We start from the raw sequence: 16,288 nt of genomic DNA on the forward strand, positions 1-16,288 counted from the left end.
CTCACTCTAAAGGCTGGGGAGGGGTCTCTTCGGCGCCCGTGCAGCTACTTCCGGCGCCCGTGTAGAAGCTGTGGATCACTGCGGCGACCTCCTCGCCGAGCACCTCGGCCAGAGGCGCGGGATCGGTGCGCGAGGGATCGAAGGGGGCTCGAGGGGAAGGCGCTGCCGCTGCACCGACGGCATCCGCGCTGACGGCATCGGGTGCGCCATCCGAGGGCTCCGCACCTGCGGGCGAACCCGTCTGGCCGGCGGCGTTCGTCCCCTCGGACGGGCCCGGCGTCCCTGCAGCGCCCGTCGGTTCCCCGCCGCTCGCCGTGGGCACCAGGTCCTCGAGGGTGAGCCCGCGCAGGGTCAGCAGCAGCACCGGGTGCTCGTCGACCGCCTCGACCAGCACGTACAGCAGCGCGGCCACGTGCCGGCAGGGCCCGGGCCAGTCCAGGCACGAGCAGTCATGGGAGAGCTCGGCGGCACTCCGCGGGAGCAACGACACCTCGGACCGCGCCAGCTCTGCCTCGACCTCCTGCGGGTAGCTCCCGCCGGCCATCCGGGCCGGGAGCTCGGGACGAGTCCTTGCGACCTGCAGGAACGCCTGTCGGTCACCCTCCCGGAAGGCGGGCAGCTCGAGGCGTGCCTGGTACAGCTCGCCGTCGGCGTCCAGGACGTCGCCGCGAGCGACCCCCACGGCGACATCCAGCCACTGCACCCTTCCGGCGCGGGCGTCGGCCTTGCCCCGGCCCACCCTCGCAGCACCCAGCAGATCCTCCGCCCCCTGGCGCAGGGCGACGGCATGCCAGCCCTTGCCGATGGGGCCACGGCGCGAGATCAGCTCGATGCTCACAGCCCGTCCTCTTCGTCCTCGAGGGAGAGCAGGTCGAACAGGCGATCGTTGTCGAGGGAGGCCAGCCAGTCCTCGCCGGGGCCGACGGTCAGCTCCGCGAGCGACTGCTTGTCCTGGAGCACGGTGTCGATCTTCTCCTCGACGGTCCCGGCGCTGACCAGCTTGCTCACCGTCACGTCCCGGCGCTGGCCGATGCGGAAGGCACGGTCGGTGGCCTGGTTCTCCACGGCGGGGTTCCACCAGCGATCCAGGTGCACCACGTGGTTCGCGGCGGTGAGGGTCAGGCCGGTGCCGCCGGCGCGGAGGCTCAGCAGCATCAGCCCGGGCCGGTCGCGGTGCTCCTGGAACTCGGCGACCATCTGATCCCGATCCCGCTTGGAGACCCCGCCATGCAGGAAGGGCGCCGACGACACCCCCAGCTCCGCGAACTTCTCCTCCCAATACGGCACCAGCAGGTGCCCGAAGGTCGTGAACTGGGTGAACAGCAGCACCTTCTCGCCCTTCTCGAAGGCGGCGCCCAGCAGGTCGTCCACCAGCTCGAGCTTGCCCGAGCGATGCTCGCCGTCGCGCACCAGCGGGGACCCGTCGCCCAGGTAGTGGGTGGGGTGGTTGCACACCTGCTTGAGACGGGTGATGGCGGAGACCACCAGGGTGCGGCGGTTCTTCTCCTCGGCGCCGTCGATCTGGACCATCAGGTCCTGCACGATCGCCTCGTACAGCCCGGCCTGCTCCGGGGTCAGGTTCACCACCCGCGTCAGCTCGATCTTCTCCGGCAGGTCCTTGATGATCGAGCGGTCCGTCTTCAGCCGTCGCTGGATGAACGGGGAGGTGACGAGCTTGAGGCGGCTGATCGCGGCACCGTCCCCCTCCTCCTCGATCGGGGTCGCTATCCGATCCTGGAAACTCTTCGCGCTCCCCAGCAGCCCGGGATTCACGACCTCCATCAGGGAGTGGAGGTCCGCCAGCCGGTTCTCGACCGGGGTGCCGGTCAGGGCCAGCCGGTGCGGGGCCTGCAGCGAGCGAGCGGCCCGGGTGACCTGGGTGGCGGGGGTCTTGACGTGCTGGGCCTCATCGAACACCAGGCGATGCCAGGGCACGGCGGAGAGCACCCGCAGGTCGCGGGCGAGCAGCGAATAGGTGGTGACCACCAGGTCGAGGTCCGCGGCACCCTTCACGAACGCCTCGTCCCGCAGTCGGTCACCGCCGTGATGGACGTGCACCTTCAGCTGCGGGGCGAAGGTCGCGGCCTCGCGCTGCCAGGCCCCCACCACGGACATCGGGCACACCAACAGGGTGGGACCCACGGGCTGAGGGCCCGCTATGTGGGGGCCCGCTGGGTGCAGGACTCCAGGATGAAGGGCTGCAGGCTGGGGGATTGCAGGCTGGGTGCCTGAGGCCTGCGGGGGGACCTGACCGGGCAGCCCTTCCCGTTCCCGGCACAGCAGCGCGAGCACCTGCATCGTCTTGCCGAGCCCCATGTCGTCGGCGAGGATCCCGCCGAGGCCCTGCTGGTCCAGGGCCCACAGCCAGTTCAGCCCGTCGAGCTGATAGAGCCGCAGCGTGGCCCGCAGCGAGCGCGGCTGTGGATAGTGCGGCGCGCCGCCACCGCCCGGCATCAGCCGTGCCAGGCCGTGGCTGCCCCCTGAGACGAGTGCGGAGACCCCGAAGTCGACGTCCGCCGCATCGGGGGAGAGGATCAGGGAGAACATCTCCAGCCAGGGGGCGCGGCCCACGACCTCTGCCGGGACCGGAGCGGGTGGCAGCGGGGCGGCGACGTGGCCACCGCGGACCGGTGGGGGGACCACCTGCTTCCGCTTCTCGCGGGTGCGGCCCGCGAAGGTGTCGAGGAACTTCTCCGCGGCGCGCAGGGTGGTCGCATCCAGGCGCACCCATTGGCCGCGCAGCTGCACGAGCTCGGACTGCGCCTCCCGGATCTGCTCCATCTCCATCTCGGTCAGCTCGGTCTCTCCCACGGCGACCCGCCAGCGGAAGGAGACCATCGCTCCGAGCCCCACTCCGGAGCCCTTGCGCTCGCCAGGCTCCTCCTCGACCTCCTGCGGGCGCAGCGTCGTCTTCTGCTTCGTCCAGTCGCGGGGCAGCAGCACCGTCACCCCGGCCTCCTCGAGGGAGGGGGTGTCACCGGAGAGGAACTCCGAGGCCTCGGCGGTGGTCAGCAGCCAGTCCACGCCGGTGTCATCCACGGCGGCGCCGCGCACGGTGGGGGCCAGTCGCATCACCGCGGCGGAGGCTTCGGCGGCGCCTGCGGTGCTCAGATCGCCCACCGCACGCAGATCGGCGACCGGATGCACGGTCCCGTCGGGCTCCCGCAGGCAGGTCTGCAGCGGCCAGGCGGTGCCCAGGGGCGGCTCGAACAGCCGTACCACCAGTTCGCTGTCCCCGGAGCTGAGCTTCACTCCCGGGCGGCCGGAGTCCACGAGGGTGTCGAAGGCGGCGGTGATCCGGCGCTGGGTGGGCAGGTCTGCACGCAGCTCGCCCTCGTCGGCCAGCGCCCACAGCACTCCGTGCTTGTCTGCGGCCGGGGGCGGGACGCGGCGCAGGTGTGCGGCGAAGGCATGCCGTGCGTGCCCGTCGACCAGGGCGTGCAGCATCCGGGGCGCATCGCGGTCGGGGGCGCGCCACTGCATCACCGGGCGTCCGTAGCGTTCCTCGGCCCGTGCCCGCAGATGGCGCTGCTCCACCAGGGCCTGGGCGCGAATGTCCAGCACGATCGCGGCCACCAGATCGGGCATCGCGATCAGCTCGTCCGCGAGCCGGGCGGCAGCGCCATCGCTGATCAGGGACGCGAGGTGGTCGGTGAAATCCTCCCCGAACCGCTCTTCGAGCAGCGTGGACGCCCCGCCCACCAGCGCGGTCAGCGCCGCACCGTCGAGTGCCAGGGCGGGCACCCGGCGGTCGCCGTCGCGGCCGGGGATCCGCACCCGGTGGCGCAGCAGGTCGGGGGCGTCGGCCAGGGCCTCGGCGATCACCGGCGGGGCATCGCTGCGCAGGGCGGAGAGATCCTCGAGCGCGCGCGATCGGCCCGGCCCGGTCTGCTCTCGCACCCACAGCGCAGGGCCCAGGTCGTCATCGACGACGAGGTGCAGGCGGCGAACAGGCATGACCTCAGACTATGCGGCGGGGCGGACAGTCGCCGGGCCGGGCGCCCGACTGTGGACGAACGCTCAGAGCCCGTCGATGATCAGCGCCGTCGCGTCGAGCCAGGCTTCCTTCGTCTTGGCGGAGACCCGGGGCCAGTCCAGATGGGAGCCGTCCACGAACTGCTGCTCATAGGGCACCTCGGTGACCGCGCGGGTATGGGCGCCGAAGTGGGCGAGCAGGCGGCTGCGCAGAGTCGGATCGAACTTCCCCTTGGAGGAGTGGGACAGGATCGTGACCGCATGGTCGACCTGCTCCGCGAGGCCGGTCGCCCGCAGCTCATCGATCATCCAGGCCGCGGCGTTGAAGGTGTCCTCGCGCACGGTCGAGACGATGACCAGCTGGTCTGCGCTCTTGACCGCGGCGAGCCAGTTCGAGGCGCGCACGTTGTTGCCGGTGTCGATGACCTTGATCCGGTAGAACCGGGAGAGGGCGTCGTTGAGGTCGGCGAAGGCGGTCTCGTCGATCGAGGCGGCCGAGCCCGGATCCTCGTCGGAGGCGAGGATGTCGAACCGCATCTCGCCCTGGGGACGCACATACGGATCGAGGTCCGCATTGCTCGCCGCGGGGGCGCGCAGGGTCTCGATGTCGTGGAGCAGATCCACAGCGGTGCGGTGGTGGTCCGTGGGGATGCCCCGCCAGCCCAAGGTGCCGCGGGTCTCGTTGTTGTCCCAGGCCAGCACGTTTCCGCCACGAGTCACGCCGAGGGTCGCCGCGACCATCAGTGACGCGGTGGTCTTGTGGGCGCCGCCCTTGAGGTTCACCACCGCGATGTTCCGCGGGCCCTCGAGCGGCCGACGGATCCGCTCCAGACGCTCGGTCTCCATCCGCTCACGACGGTTCGGCCGCGGGGAGATCACACCGCCGGTGAGACGGGTGATGAAGCCCGGCACCCCGCGGGTGGCCTTGACCTTCTCGCGCTTGGAGGTCGAGGACTGCAGGTCCTGGAGTGTGGGCCGGTGGGCGTCCTTCTCCGGAACGGTCCGGGCTGGCAGCGGACGCTTCCGAGCCGTCTCCTGCGCGGTCCGCGACGCGGGACGAGAGGACGGTGCCGGTGACGCCGACGATGCGGACGATGCGGACGCCGCCGAAGGAGCCGACGGGGCTGACAGAGCCGACCGGGCAGACGGTGCAGACATCGCCGACGGGGCCGATGAAGCAGACATCGCCGACGGGGCCGACGGGGCCGATAGGGCTGACGGCGCAGACGCGGCAGAGGACGCCGAGACGGCAGAGGTGGCCGACGGGCCGGAACCGGCTGAGGCGGCGAGCGATGCCGAGGTGCCGGATACGGCGGAGACGCCCGACGGGCCCGAACCGCCCCGGGCAGCGGGCAGCGTCGACGGAGGCATCGCGGCAGCCCGACGGCGGCGGGCCCCGTGCGGGCGCACCGTGGGCAGCTCCCCGGTCGCCGGCGAGCCGATCGCGGCATGCTCACCGGTAGCTGGCGAGCCGATCGCCGCATGCTCACCGGTGACCGGACCGCGGAGCGCCGCCTGGTCGATGCTGCTGAGGTCCGCGGTGTCATCGGTGGGTGGGGCGATCAGCGGATCGTCGATCCCGGGGCCGTACAGCGGGCGGTCGTCCGCCTCGCGGCCGGTGATCCGTCCCGTCGGCTCCACCAGCAGGTGGTGACGAACATGCGGCTCGACGATCACCACGGCGATGTCCTGCCCGGTCGCCTTCGCGGAGGTGATGAAGGCCTGCTTCACCCGGTCCCGGATCTCCGGCAGGTCAGCGCCGGAGACCTCGACGGTCTCGTCGGCGAGGTGCACGGTGGCAGTCGTATCGGAGGTGATCCGCGCCTGCGCGATCATCTGGGTTCCTTCCGCGTACTGAGCGCCGCCGCGTCCGAGGACGGGCGGCTTGGTTCGGGACCACTCTACGGGCGCACGGCCGGGTGCTCCCCCTGTTGCTCACCTACAGTGGCGGCGTGCACACCACATTGCTCAGCGATCCCGCGGTCCCCGGGATGGATGAGGACGCCGGCGGGGTGCTCGGCGAGGTCGCGGTGCTGCTCGACGGAGCCGGGGTGCCGCGGCGCTTCCGAGCCGGTTGCAGCCATTCGGTCAGCTGGTTCTCCCATGCCCTGGCCGCGCGTCTGCTCGGGCACGCCCAGGATCCGACGGTTCCGCTCCGGACCGCGCTGGCCCGCGCGATCGAGGACGTGCGCGCACTGCACCAGGTCACCTGTGATCTCGATCGTGGTGGGCCCTCGGCGACCGTGGTCGCAGTGCGACGCGCCGGGGACCAGCTGGAGCATCTGGTGCTCTGCGACTCCTCCTTGCTGCTCCACGGCCGCGGCGGCGCGGTCATGCGGGTGACGGACACCAGGGTCGATGAGGTGGTGCGCTCCGAGCGGACCGCCGACGCGATCGAAGCGCGACGCAACAGGCCGGGCGGCTTCTGGGTGGCTCGGCACGAGCCGGAGGCGGCCGACGAGGCGATCGTGGGAAGCAGCCCGCTCGCGCACTGGCCGAGGGCGCATCTGGTCTCGGACGGAGTCACCCGTGCCGTGGACCTGCTGGGGCTGCACGACGACGCCTCGCTCGCCGCCTCTCTGGCGAAGGACCCGCGGGCGATGCTGCTCCAGCTGCGCGCCGCAGAAGCGGGGCTGGCCCCGGCTCGCCGTCCCCGGAAGCTGCACGATGATGCGACCGTCCTCACACTTTGCCTGACCGGCCCGTGAGGACGCTCCTGAAGCTGGGAACTCCCCGGGTGTCGACCATCCGTTCAGGCCTCGGGCGCGTGGTCTGCAGCACTTCGTGAGGTGGCGGGGAACCGTCCTCCAGCCTGGCGATTTGCCCGGTTCATGACGCGCCCTTGAAGCGCGGGACACCGAGGAATACCTTTGCCGAACCTGCATGTCACCTGCAAGAACACTCAGTGCTGCCGCGTTTGCAGAGGCCGCTTGAAGGCCTATGCTCAGGAGCACGACGGGAACGCCAGGAAGGGCTCCCGCTCGGCGGCCAGGGGGTGGCGCCCATCCCCGATTCGGCTGATACTCTTCCGAGTGTCGGAAGACGTTGAAAATTTTATAGATGTGCCGTTCCTCAAGACCCCCCTCATGGGGAGCGGCCAGACGGGCATCAATGCCAGGTTCCCCCACCTATGGCAGCCCGTCCGCCTGTTCGCCCGCACCCACCCCTGACGGACGACAGGCCTGACGAGCGGTCCGCGAGCCCCCGACATTGTCGGTTGAGTGCTCCGGGCCGCTCGTCGCTTTTTGCGTCAGACCCAGCCTGTGCCGCAGATGCCCTTCTCATATCCTGCCCAGCGCCCAGTCTGCTGTGGAGCTCGCCGCGGATCTCGTGTCGCGCTCACCGCGGATCCCGGTCGCTTCCGAGCCACAATCGGTGCAGGTGTGGCTCGGAAGCGACCGAAATCGTCAGGCGACTGCTCAGGCTGCGCCTGGTGGCTGGCTCCTGTCGCTCGCGAGCTCGCAATACGTCGCTCAGGCTGCGCCTGTTGGCTGGCTCCTGTCGCTCGCGAGCTCGCAATGCGTCGCTCAGGCTGCGCCTGTTGGCTGGCTCCTATCGCTCGCAAGCTCGCAATACGTCGCTCAGCCGAGGATCGCGACGTCGCTGCCCGGATCGAGCCGGTAGCCGGCTCCGCGGACCGTCGAGATCAGGCGACGGTAGCGGCCGAGCTTGGTGCGCACCCGACGTACATGCACGTCGACCGTGCGCTCGCCGGTCTCCTCGGGGGCATCGACCCAGACCGTCTCCATGAGCTCCGTGCGGGAGATGGTGCGGCGGGCGTTCTGCGCGAGCTGGGCCAGCAGCTCGAACTCCTTGTACGTGAAGTCCACGTCGTGGCCGTCGATCCGCACCCGGCGCCCGAACAGGTCGATCACCAGGCTGTCCTCCGGCGCGGCCGAGGGGCTCGACGGGCTGACCGCGGTGGCCTGCAGGGTGCGCCGACGCACCGCCTCGGCATCCCGGCGGGCGGGAGCGTTCGGCGAGACGATGCCCGTGCGGCGCGGACGCAGCGGGCTGACCGCGGCGACCCCCTGGCTGCGGGGCGGCAGCGCGCGGGAGCCCGTACGGCCCGCAGCGGCGAAGGAGTTCGGGCTGTTCACCGCGACGGTGGTGCGACCGTCGCGGGCTGCGACCAGGCGCTGAGCCCGGGTGCGCAGCTCATCGGCGATCAGGGCGGTCTCGACGTCGCCGGTGCCTGCGGGCAGGGTGACGGACACGGTGATGGTGACCGCATCCTCCGCGGCCCTGGGGCGCGGGGCGGTGCCACCGACCCGGTACAGGGGGCGCGGGGCGGCGAAGCGGAGGTCGGTGTGGTGAGTGGGGCGATCCAGGGTGATGGTCATGATGCGAGTTCTCCGAGGTGCGGCGCGGTGAGCGCGGCGGCTGGTGGACCCGGGATCCCTGGAGATCGACGCCCTCAGGCGGATCGTTCAGGGGGTGTGCTCCCGGTAGCACCTGGAGCCCGCGCCTTCCGGCCGGCTCCTGTCAGCCGACCCTGGAGGTGTCTTGAGCTCTAGAGGCTCGGCTGACGATGCATCATCGGCATCATCATCATGAACATCATCGAGCGCATCGCGGAGCTGACCACCCGGTGGGTGGTCTCGCGGAATGCGGCGATCGAGGTCATAGGAGGAGCATGCCCCGCCCCACCCCGGAGAGCAAGAGGGTGTTCACAGTGTGGAACGGCGTCGCCGCGGGACGTCACACGGCGTCACCCGCCGTCACCTGCCGTCATGCGACGTCACCTGCCGCCACCGGTGGCCACGGAAGCGCGCGACGCGCGGGGGCGTCCGTGGGCAAACAGGCCCATAGTGGGAGAGGTGCTGCGCAGGCGTCCCCTGCATGCTCGGGCGCCGGAACGCCCCGACGCACTGCGCGCCCCCACCGGAGGGCGGGGGCGCGCAGATCGTGCGACGTGCTGCGGGGCGGTGAGGTCAGTCGACGACGCCGAAGAGGCGGTCTCCCGCATCGCCGAGGCCCGGCACGATGTAGCCCTTCTCGTCGAGCTTCTCATCGATGGCGGCGGTGACGATGGTGAGGTCGATCGAGGGATCGATCTGCTCCTCCATCGCCTTGAGCCCTTCGGGGGCGGCCAGCAGGGTCACGCAGGTGATGTCGCGGGCGCCGCGCTCGTGGAGGTACTCGCAGGTGGCGATGAGGGTATGGCCGGTGGCGAGCATCGGGTCCAGCACGAAGCACTGGCGCCCGGTGAGGTCGTCGGGCAGACGGTTCGCGTACGTGGTGACCTCGAGGGTCTCGTCGTTGCGCAGCATGCCGAGGAAGCCCACCTCGGCGGTGGGGAGCAGGCGGGTGAGGCCGTCGAGCATGCCGAGGCCGGCGCGCAGGATCGGCACCACCATCGGCTTGGGGTTGGTGAGCCGGGTGCCGGTCATCGTGGTCACCGGGGTCTCGATCTGCACCGGGGCGACGGCGACGTTCCGGGTCGCCTCATAGGCGAGCAGGGTCACCAGCTCATCGGCGAGCTGCCGGAACACGGAGGAGTGGGTGGCGCGATTGCGCAGCACCGACAGCTTGTGGGCGACGAGCGGATGGTCGATCTCGAGAACGCGCATGAGGCGAATCTACCGGAGCGCCGCGGCGCGCATGCGCGTTCCGCCCCCGCGAGAGGGGTGAGCCAGGCCTCCTCGTGACGAACTGGTGCGGAACCACGAGGTCGAGAACCCGGACGACGGCCAGCCCCCGGGAGCGCCGGGCAGGGATACTCGTCCCCATGACCCGACCCGAGCACCTCTACTACACCGCGGTCACCCTCGACGGATTCCTCGCCGATGAGCACGACGGACTCGACTGGCTGCTCTCCCAGCCCCTCGAGCAGGGGAGCCTGCTGGACTACGACACCTTCTACGCCCGGGTGGGCGCGCTGGTGATGGGGCGGAGCACTTATCAGTGGATCCTGGACCACCCCGCCGAGCAGTTCGCGGACACCGACGGCTGGCCGTACGACAAGCCGACCTTCGTCTTCTCCCATCGCGACCTCGAGCCCGCCGCGGAGACGGTCCGCATCGTCTCGGGCAGCCCGCAGTCACACCATGAGCGGATCGCGGCCGCCGCCGGGGACGGCGCCGTGTGGATCGTCGGGGGAGGTTCTCTGGCCGCCGAGTTCGCGCGGACCGGGCTGCTCGACGAGGTGCTGGTCTCGATCGCGCCGGTGACTCTCGGATCCGGGAAGCCGCTGCTGGACGGCGCGTTCGACCTGGAGCTGCTCGAGCACGGCACCAACGGAGCCTTCCTCGAGGCCCGCTACCGGGTGGTGGGCGAGCGTCCCTGAGGCGCGCGCGACAATGGACCCATGACCGATGACGAGCTGATGGGCCTGGCGATCGACGAGGCCCGAGCGGCCGCCGACCGCGAACCGGCCGACGTCCCGATCGGCGCCGTCGTCGTCGGCCCCGACGGCGAGGTGCTCGCCACCGCCGGCAACCGCCGCGAGGCCGACGAGGACCCCACCGCCCACGCCGAGATCCTCGCGCTGCGCCGCGCGGCAGAAGTGACCGGCCGCTGGAACCTCACCGGCTGCACGCTCGTGGTCACCCTCGAGCCGTGCACCATGTGCGCCGGGGCGATCGTGCTGGCCCGGACGCACCGAGTGGTGGTCGGCGCCATGGATCCCAAGGCGGGCGCGGCCGGGTCCCTCTATGACCTGGTGCGCGAGCCTCGGCTGAACCATCGGGTCGAGCTCACCACCGGGGTGCGCGGCCAGGAATGCGGGGACCTGCTGCGGGACTTCTTCCGGGCGCGGCGGAAGCGGGCCGCGGGAGGACAGCCTGATCCGATCGTCTGATCTGGAGGACCGGATCGCTTCCTGGTGACTTTCAGCTCCGCGACGTCGCCGTCGGTCGAGGCGGGCTGTTCGATCGTGCCACAGGAGCTCGGACGATCTGTCCAGCCTGTGGGCTTGGAATCTCGCCATTCGAACGCCGCTACTACACTGGCGCCGATATCGAGCAGGTCGAGGAGCAGTCATGAATGCACGCTTGCCGTCATCGGCCGTGGTCGCCGAGGACGTCTCGAAGGTCTTCTTCTCCGGGCAGGATCCGGTGTGGGCCCTCGAGGACTTCTCGCTGACCCTCGACCCGGGGTCCTTCACCTGCATCGTCGGCCCCTCCGGCTGCGGGAAGTCCACCTTCCTGCGGATCCTCGGCGGGCTCGAGGAGCGCACCGTGGGCACGGTGACGATGCCCGATGAAGGGCAGCGGATCCCTGCGGCGTTCGTGTTCCAGGAGCACGGCGTCTTCCCCTGGATGACGGTGCTGGACAACATCGGATTCGGCCTGCGGATGAGCGGGATCGGCAAGGCGGAGCGCACCGGCATCGCCCGCGACTGGCTCAGCAGGGTGCGGCTGGACGACTTCGCCGACGCCTACCCCCACCAGCTCTCCGGTGGCATGCGCCAGCGCGTCGCGATCGCCAGGGCCTTCGCCACCGGCTCCCCGCTGCTGCTGATGGATGAGCCGCTCGGTGCGCTCGACGCCCAGACCCGCATGCTCATGCAGGAGGAGCTCATCGCCCTGTGGGAGCAGGAGCGCAAGACGGTCCTGATGGTCACGCATGACATCGATGAGGCGATCATCCTCTCCGACCGCGTGATCGTGATGTCCGGCCGTCCCGGCACCCTGCGCGAGGACATCACCGTCCCCTTCGATCGCCCCCGCTCCTTCGACATCGAGCGCAGCCCCGAGTTCAGCGAGCTGCGCTCCCGCATCTGGAACCTGCTGCGCGAGGATGCGCGCACCGCCGAGGAGACCGCATGAGCGCCACCGATACCCCTGTGCGCGGCGATCGAGAGCAGCGCACCCTGGTCGCCGCCACGGCGCAGCGCGCCCGCGAGCGCACCCTGGCCACCCGTGATCTGGTGCTGTCGATCATCACTCCGATCCTGCTGCTGGTGCTGTGGGAGCTCAGCGCGCGCGGCCAGGTCATCGACCCGCGCTTCTTCCCGCCGCCCACGCAGATCGTCACCGCCGGGTACGAGATGCTCCTCGACGGCGAGCTGTGGATGCACACCGCCCCCACCCTGATGCGACTGTTCGTGGGCGGTGGTCTCGGGGCGCTCGCCGGGATCGTGGTGGGCCTGCTGATGGGCTCTTCACGCGCGCTGAACGCCGCGCTCGGCCCGCTCTTCTCGGCCCTCTACCCGCTGCCGAAGATCGCGATCTTCCCGATCCTGCTGATGATCTTCGGCCCCACCGAGACGCCGAAGATCATCGCGGTCTTCATCACCACCTTCTTCATCATGCAGATCAACACCGTCTCCGGCGTGTGGGCGATCGACCGCAAGCTGCTCGAGGCGGGTGCCGCCTATGGCGCGCGGGGCTTCGACCGGTTCCGCTTCGTGGTCCTGCCCGGCGCGATGCCCTTCGTGTTCTCCGGGCTGAAGACCGCCACCGGCACCGCCGTGGTGGTGGTCACCGCGGTCGAGTTCACGGGCGCGACCACCACCGGGCTCGGCTACCTGATCTGGAACTCCTGGCAGCTGTTCATCCCCGAGAAGCTCTACGTGGGCCTGGTGGTCATCGGCGTCATCGGCGCGACCGTCACCACCGTGCTCAGTCGTTCCGAGAAGCTGCTGCTGCCCTGGCGCCGCGAGCGCTGAGCGGCACCCCACCCGAAGATCCCGCACACCCGAAGACCCCGCGCTTCCGAGGACCTCACCGGAAGAGCCACCCGAAGACCTCACCCGAAGACCCCTGCATAGGAGCACGTCATGCGTCGTCGTACCCTTCTCTCCCTCGCCTCCGCGACCGCCGTGGGAGGGGCCCTGGCCGCCTGCGGCTCCGCCGTCACCGGTGAGGATCCCGCTGCCGGCGGCGAGGCCGGCTCCGGCTCCGGCGCCGTGCGCGTGGGCCACCTGCCCTCGGCGCTGTTCGCCCCGCTGTACGTGGCTGACGCGATGGGCTACTTCGAGGAGGAGGGCATCACCCTCGAGCTCACCCCGCTGAAGTCCGGGCAGGACGGCATTCCGATGCTCTCGAACAACCAGCTCGACGTGATGGTCGCGGGCGTCAGCGCCGGCATGTTCAACGCGCTCGAGCAGGGACTCGCCTTCAAGGTCGTCGGCTCGATGGGCATCTCTCCGGGCGACCCCGAGAACTCGCCCACCGCTCTCGAGGTCCGCCAGGAGCTCATCGACGACGGCTCGGTCACCTCCGTCGCGGATCTCAAGGGTCGCACCATCGGCGTCGCCGGCGGCCCCGGCGCGACCGGCGGCTACCTGCTCGCGGCCATGCTCGAGGAGGGCGGCCTGACCCTGGCCGACGTGGAGATCTCCAACCTCTCCACCCCCGATCAGGAGCCCGCCATCACCAACGGCTCGATCGACGCGGCGACCCCCTCGGCGCCCTTCTCCACCTCGATGGAGGAGGCGGGCGTGGCCTCCCCGATCGCTGTCCCCAAGCAGGGCACCACCGGCACCGGCGTGATCTACTCGGAGACCTTCGTGGGCGCGGAGCTCGCCCAGGGCTTCTTCACCGCGCTGGCCAAGGGTGCCCAGGAGCTCTCGGAGGACGGCGTGCAGACCGATGAGGTCTACCAGATCCTCGCCGACACCCTCGGCCAGGAGATCGACGTGCTCAAGGCCTCGCCGATGTACACCTACCTGCCCGACCTCGCCCCGCAGCCCGAACAGCTCGAGGCGATGCAGGCGGCGTGGATCCAGGCGGAGCAGATCACCTACACCGAGCCGCTCGACGTGGCCGGGATCGTCGATGCGAGCTTTGCGGAGGGCGCGAGCGCCTGATCCCGACGCTGTCGACCGTTGCGCAGTGGGCGTTCTGGGCGCTCAGAACGCCCACTGCGCAACGGTCGGCTGTCTCGCCGGAAAGGACGAACCTCAGATCCAGCCCTGGCGGCGGGCGATCGCGACCGCCTCGTGCCGGTTCGCGGCCTGCAGCTTCGCCTGCGCGCTGGAGAGGTAGTTGCGCACGGTGCCCTCGGCCAGATGCGCGCGGCGGGCGATCTGCTCGATCGCCGCGCCATCTGCGGCGAACTCGAGCACGTCCGCCTCGCGCGGGGTGAGCGGCGAGTCGCCGGAGGAGATCGTCTCCGCCGCGAGCTCGGGGTCGATCACTCGGCGCCCGGCGGCGACCGAGCGCACCGCCCGGGCCAGCTGATCGGCCGAGGTGGTCTTCGGCAGGAATCCCAGCACGCCCTGGGCCAGGGCACGCTTCAGATAGCCGGGCCGGGCGTGCGAGGTGAGGATCAGGCAGCGCGTGGCGGGGGAGACCTCGCCGATCCGGCTGGCCAGCTCGAGGCCGTCACCGTCGGGCAGCTGCAGGTCCAGCACGGCGACATCCGGCTGCTCCGCCTGCGCCAGGCGCACACCGTCCGCGACCGTCGCCGCCTCTCCGCGCACGTCGAGGTCGTCCTCGAGGGAGAGCATCGTGGCGAGCGCTGAACGGATCAGGTTCTCGTCATCGACGAGGATCACGCGCAGCGCGGCGGCAGCGGGACCGGAGTGCGCAGACGTGGCAGCAGATGCAGCAGGGACGGGGTCGGGGATCATCGGGTGCCTCCTGCGGCATCGAAGCGGACGTCGAGGGTGAAGGTGCCGCGCTCGCGGTGGATGCTCAGCGCGGAGTCGGTGCCGAGGCGCTCACGCATCCCGGTCAGCCCGCTGCCCTCGTGGACGTCGTCGTCGCCCGGGGCGCCGTCGTTGACCAGCGTGACACCGCCGGAGGTGAGGGTGATCGTCACGACGGAAGGGTTCGCGTGGCGCAGGATGTTGGTGCCGCCCTCACGCAGCACCCAGGCGGCGGTGCCTGCGTGCGGTGCTGGGATGTCGTCCGCCTCGCCGTGGATCGTGACCTCAGCATGAGCTGAGCGCAGCAGCGAGGCGGTGCCGCGCAGCTCGGTGGCCAGATCCGCCTCACGGTAGCCGCGCACCAGGCCGCGGATCTCGGCCAGCGAGGTGCGGGCGATCTGGGCGACCTCGCGACTGTGCTCCACCGCGCGGGGATCCTCCCGCTCGGTGAGCTGCGCGACCAGCTCGGCCTTCACCGCGATCACGGACAGGTCCCGACCGGAGACGTCGTGCAGATCGCGGGCGAAGCGCAGGCGCTCCTCGGCGACGGCCAGCTGGGCCTGCGCCTGGCGGGCGTCATCGAGCTCGCGCACCATCGCCGCCAGCCACAGCGAGAGCCGAGTGGTGAGCACAGCCGCCACCATGAGGATTCCGGTGGGGAGGCTCGCCGGGAGGGAGCCCATCAGAAGCGCCGCCACCGCTGTGAACCCCAGGGTGAGGACGAGGCCGAACTCCCAACGCCACCGGATCGTCGCCGTGGTGACCAGCGCGGACAGCGAGAGGATCAACAAGCGGAGATCTCCGCCGCCGAGCAGCGTGGTCCCGGCGATCAGCGCCGACGGGGCTGCGGCGGCCACCAGCGACAGGTCGGAGGGGAGGGTCCCCACCTGACGGATGCCCCAGCGGTCCCGGGCGGTGGAGGCGTCGGCGGCGGCCCATGCCTCCATGGCGCGCCAGGCGGACCAGGCGGCGAGCGCGATCTGCCCGCACAGCGCCGCGGCGCTCAGCGGGGCGGCGGCGAAGGCGGCTGGGATCCGCAGGTCCAGGAACAGGGCGATACCCAGCGGGAGCAGCACCACCACCCCGACGACGGTCCAGGCCGTGTAGGCGTAGAACACGCTCCACTGGCGGCCGACGGTCGACTCCATGTCATTCCTCTCGCGGCCACCTTTCAGAAGGGCGGCCAGGTCGGGAGCCTATCGGCTCGAATCCGCTCAGACGATCGTGGCGAGGAACAGGCTGCCGAAGAGGCCGAACGCGATGCCCCAGGCGATGATCGAGATGCCCATCCACAGGTAGACCTTTCCGCGGGTGGCGCCGAGGGCCACCAGGGTCGGTCCCGTGATCTGGGAGGCGACCAGCAGCGGTCCCAGCAGGCTGACTCCCGGAACTCCGTACTTGTCCAGCGCGGCGGCGATCTTCGTGCGGAACCGCGAGGGCTTCACCCCGCGCTCCGCCTCGGCGCCGGGCCCCGCCTCGACACTGGGCGCCGCCTGGATCCCACCCCTGCGGCGGCTCCTGCCGTCGGTGACAGCGTCGCGGGCCCTGCCGGACAGGGCGATCACAGCGAAGGTGGAGATCAGGTTCCCGGCCACGGCGGCGGGGATCGCGATCGCCGGAGGGATGCCGAGCGCGGCGCCGAGGAAGCTGCCGAAGTAGCTCTCGATGAACGGGATCGCGCCGGCGGGCACGAGGGCGAGCACCTGCTGCCATGGCTCGAGGCCGGAGACGAGGGTGTGGAGCTGGGAGAGGAGGTCCTGGAACAAGAGATGT

Annotated in this window: 14 protein-coding genes; 6 read left to right on the forward strand and 8 right to left on the reverse strand. The window is 70.8% G+C overall.

Features of this window, described 5'->3' with window-relative positions; all coding sequences use genetic code 11:
- Position 1: 1 nt before the first annotated feature.
- From ACT3UF_RS08785 to ACT3UF_RS08795, 3 genes are all read right to left on the reverse strand, one after another.
- Positions 2-838, reverse strand: coding sequence for an SWIM zinc finger family protein (locus tag ACT3UF_RS08785; protein ID WP_441443967.1), 837 nt, complete (start codon positions 836-838; stop codon positions 2-4).
- Positions 835-3,957 (reverse strand): DEAD/DEAH box helicase, encoded by a 3,123-nt coding sequence (locus tag ACT3UF_RS08790; protein WP_441443968.1) that lies wholly within the window; start codon positions 3,955-3,957, stop codon positions 835-837. Before ACT3UF_RS08790 ends, ACT3UF_RS08785 begins: the two co-directional genes overlap by 4 nt.
- 63 nt (positions 3,958-4,020) lie before the next feature.
- Positions 4,021-5,811 (reverse strand): MinD/ParA family ATP-binding protein, encoded by a 1,791-nt coding sequence (locus ACT3UF_RS08795; protein WP_444608274.1) that lies wholly within the window; start codon positions 5,809-5,811, stop codon positions 4,021-4,023.
- A 116-nt stretch (positions 5,812-5,927) separates the two neighbouring features.
- Here ACT3UF_RS08795 and ACT3UF_RS08800 point away from each other — a divergent pair, with 116 nt between their 5' ends.
- Positions 5,928-6,683 carry a protein phosphatase 2C domain-containing protein gene (locus tag ACT3UF_RS08800; protein ID WP_444501852.1) on the forward strand — a complete coding sequence of 252 codons (756 nt, stop codon included), beginning with the start codon at positions 5,928-5,930 and terminating at the stop codon, positions 6,681-6,683.
- An 873-nt stretch (positions 6,684-7,556) separates the two neighbouring features.
- Here ACT3UF_RS08800 and ACT3UF_RS08805 read toward each other — a convergent pair.
- Positions 7,557-8,318 carry a winged helix-turn-helix domain-containing protein gene (locus tag ACT3UF_RS08805; protein ID WP_441443971.1) on the reverse strand — a complete coding sequence of 254 codons (762 nt, stop codon included), beginning with the start codon at positions 8,316-8,318 and terminating at the stop codon, positions 7,557-7,559.
- 591 nt (positions 8,319-8,909) lie between these two features.
- Positions 8,910-9,548 (reverse strand): uracil phosphoribosyltransferase, encoded by a 639-nt coding sequence (upp, locus tag ACT3UF_RS08810; RefSeq protein WP_441443972.1) that lies wholly within the window; start codon positions 9,546-9,548, stop codon positions 8,910-8,912.
- Between the two features lie 158 nt (positions 9,549-9,706).
- Here upp and ACT3UF_RS08815 point away from each other — a divergent pair, with 158 nt between their 5' ends.
- From ACT3UF_RS08815 to ACT3UF_RS08835, 5 genes are all read left to right on the forward strand, one after another.
- Entirely contained in the window at positions 9,707-10,264 is a 558-nt protein-coding gene (locus ACT3UF_RS08815; protein WP_441443973.1) for a dihydrofolate reductase family protein, read from the forward strand.
- A 21-nt stretch (positions 10,265-10,285) separates the two neighbouring features.
- A complete protein-coding gene (tadA, locus tag ACT3UF_RS08820) occupies positions 10,286-10,777 on the forward strand; it encodes a tRNA adenosine(34) deaminase TadA (protein WP_441443974.1) in 492 nt (163 codons plus the stop codon).
- A gap of 181 nt (positions 10,778-10,958) precedes the next feature.
- Positions 10,959-11,747: an ABC transporter ATP-binding protein gene (locus ACT3UF_RS08825; protein WP_441443975.1), complete on the forward strand. Its 789-nt coding sequence runs from the start codon at positions 10,959-10,961 to the stop codon at positions 11,745-11,747.
- Positions 11,744-12,589, forward strand: coding sequence for an ABC transporter permease (locus ACT3UF_RS08830; protein ID WP_441443976.1), 846 nt, complete (start codon positions 11,744-11,746; stop codon positions 12,587-12,589). Before ACT3UF_RS08825 ends, ACT3UF_RS08830 begins: the two co-directional genes overlap by 4 nt.
- A 111-nt stretch (positions 12,590-12,700) precedes the next feature.
- Entirely contained in the window at positions 12,701-13,732 is a 1,032-nt protein-coding gene (locus tag ACT3UF_RS08835; protein ID WP_441443977.1) for an ABC transporter substrate-binding protein, read from the forward strand.
- Positions 13,733-13,825: 93 nt separating this feature from the next.
- On the opposite strand, the gene ACT3UF_RS08840 is transcribed toward ACT3UF_RS08835, so the two are convergent.
- The 3 genes from ACT3UF_RS08840 to ACT3UF_RS08850 all read right to left on the reverse strand — a co-directional run bounded on the left by ACT3UF_RS08840 (position 13,826) and on the right by ACT3UF_RS08850 (position 16,281).
- Positions 13,826-14,497, reverse strand: a complete 672-nt coding sequence (locus ACT3UF_RS08840; protein ID WP_345081495.1) for a response regulator transcription factor — start codon at positions 14,495-14,497, stop codon at positions 13,826-13,828.
- A complete protein-coding gene (locus ACT3UF_RS08845) occupies positions 14,494-15,663 on the reverse strand; it encodes a sensor histidine kinase (protein ID WP_441443978.1) in 1,170 nt (389 codons plus the stop codon). Before ACT3UF_RS08845 ends, ACT3UF_RS08840 begins: the two co-directional genes overlap by 4 nt.
- 66 nt (positions 15,664-15,729) lie before the next feature.
- Complete coding sequence (locus ACT3UF_RS08850; RefSeq protein ID WP_441443979.1) at positions 15,730-16,281, reverse strand: hypothetical protein; 552 nt, start codon at positions 16,279-16,281, stop codon at positions 15,730-15,732.
- Between the last annotated feature and the right edge of the window lie 7 nt (positions 16,282-16,288).

It is taken from the genome of Brachybacterium sp. AOP24-D1-21 (assembly GCF_052378665.1).
GTDB lineage: Bacteria > Actinomycetota > Actinomycetes > Actinomycetales > Dermabacteraceae > Brachybacterium.

What these genes read in the sequence shown, in the direction of transcription:
- ACT3UF_RS08845 (WP_441443978.1), bottom strand. Translation starts at nt 15,663, where the DNA reads ATGGAGTCGACCGTCGGCCGCCAGTGGAGCGTGTTCTACGCCTACACG.
- ACT3UF_RS08830 (WP_441443976.1), top strand. Translation starts at nt 11,744, where the DNA reads ATGAGCGCCACCGATACCCCTGTGCGCGGCGATCGAGAGCAGCGCACC.
- ACT3UF_RS08790 (WP_441443968.1), bottom strand. Translation starts at nt 3,957, where the DNA reads ATGCCTGTTCGCCGCCTGCACCTCGTCGTCGATGACGACCTGGGCCCT.
- ACT3UF_RS08840 (WP_345081495.1), bottom strand. Translation starts at nt 14,497, where the DNA reads ATGATCCCCGACCCCGTCCCTGCTGCATCTGCTGCCACGTCTGCGCAC.
- ACT3UF_RS08805 (WP_441443971.1), bottom strand. Translation starts at nt 8,318, where the DNA reads ATGACCATCACCCTGGATCGCCCCACTCACCACACCGACCTCCGCTTC.
- ACT3UF_RS08825 (WP_441443975.1), top strand. Translation starts at nt 10,959, where the DNA reads ATGAATGCACGCTTGCCGTCATCGGCCGTGGTCGCCGAGGACGTCTCG.
- tadA (WP_441443974.1), top strand. Translation starts at nt 10,286, where the DNA reads ATGACCGATGACGAGCTGATGGGCCTGGCGATCGACGAGGCCCGAGCG.
- ACT3UF_RS08795 (WP_444608274.1), bottom strand. Translation starts at nt 5,811, where the DNA reads ATGATCGCGCAGGCGCGGATCACCTCCGATACGACTGCCACCGTGCAC.
- ACT3UF_RS08835 (WP_441443977.1), top strand. Translation starts at nt 12,701, where the DNA reads ATGCGTCGTCGTACCCTTCTCTCCCTCGCCTCCGCGACCGCCGTGGGA.
- ACT3UF_RS08815 (WP_441443973.1), top strand. Translation starts at nt 9,707, where the DNA reads ATGACCCGACCCGAGCACCTCTACTACACCGCGGTCACCCTCGACGGA.
- upp (WP_441443972.1), bottom strand. Translation starts at nt 9,548, where the DNA reads ATGCGCGTTCTCGAGATCGACCATCCGCTCGTCGCCCACAAGCTGTCG.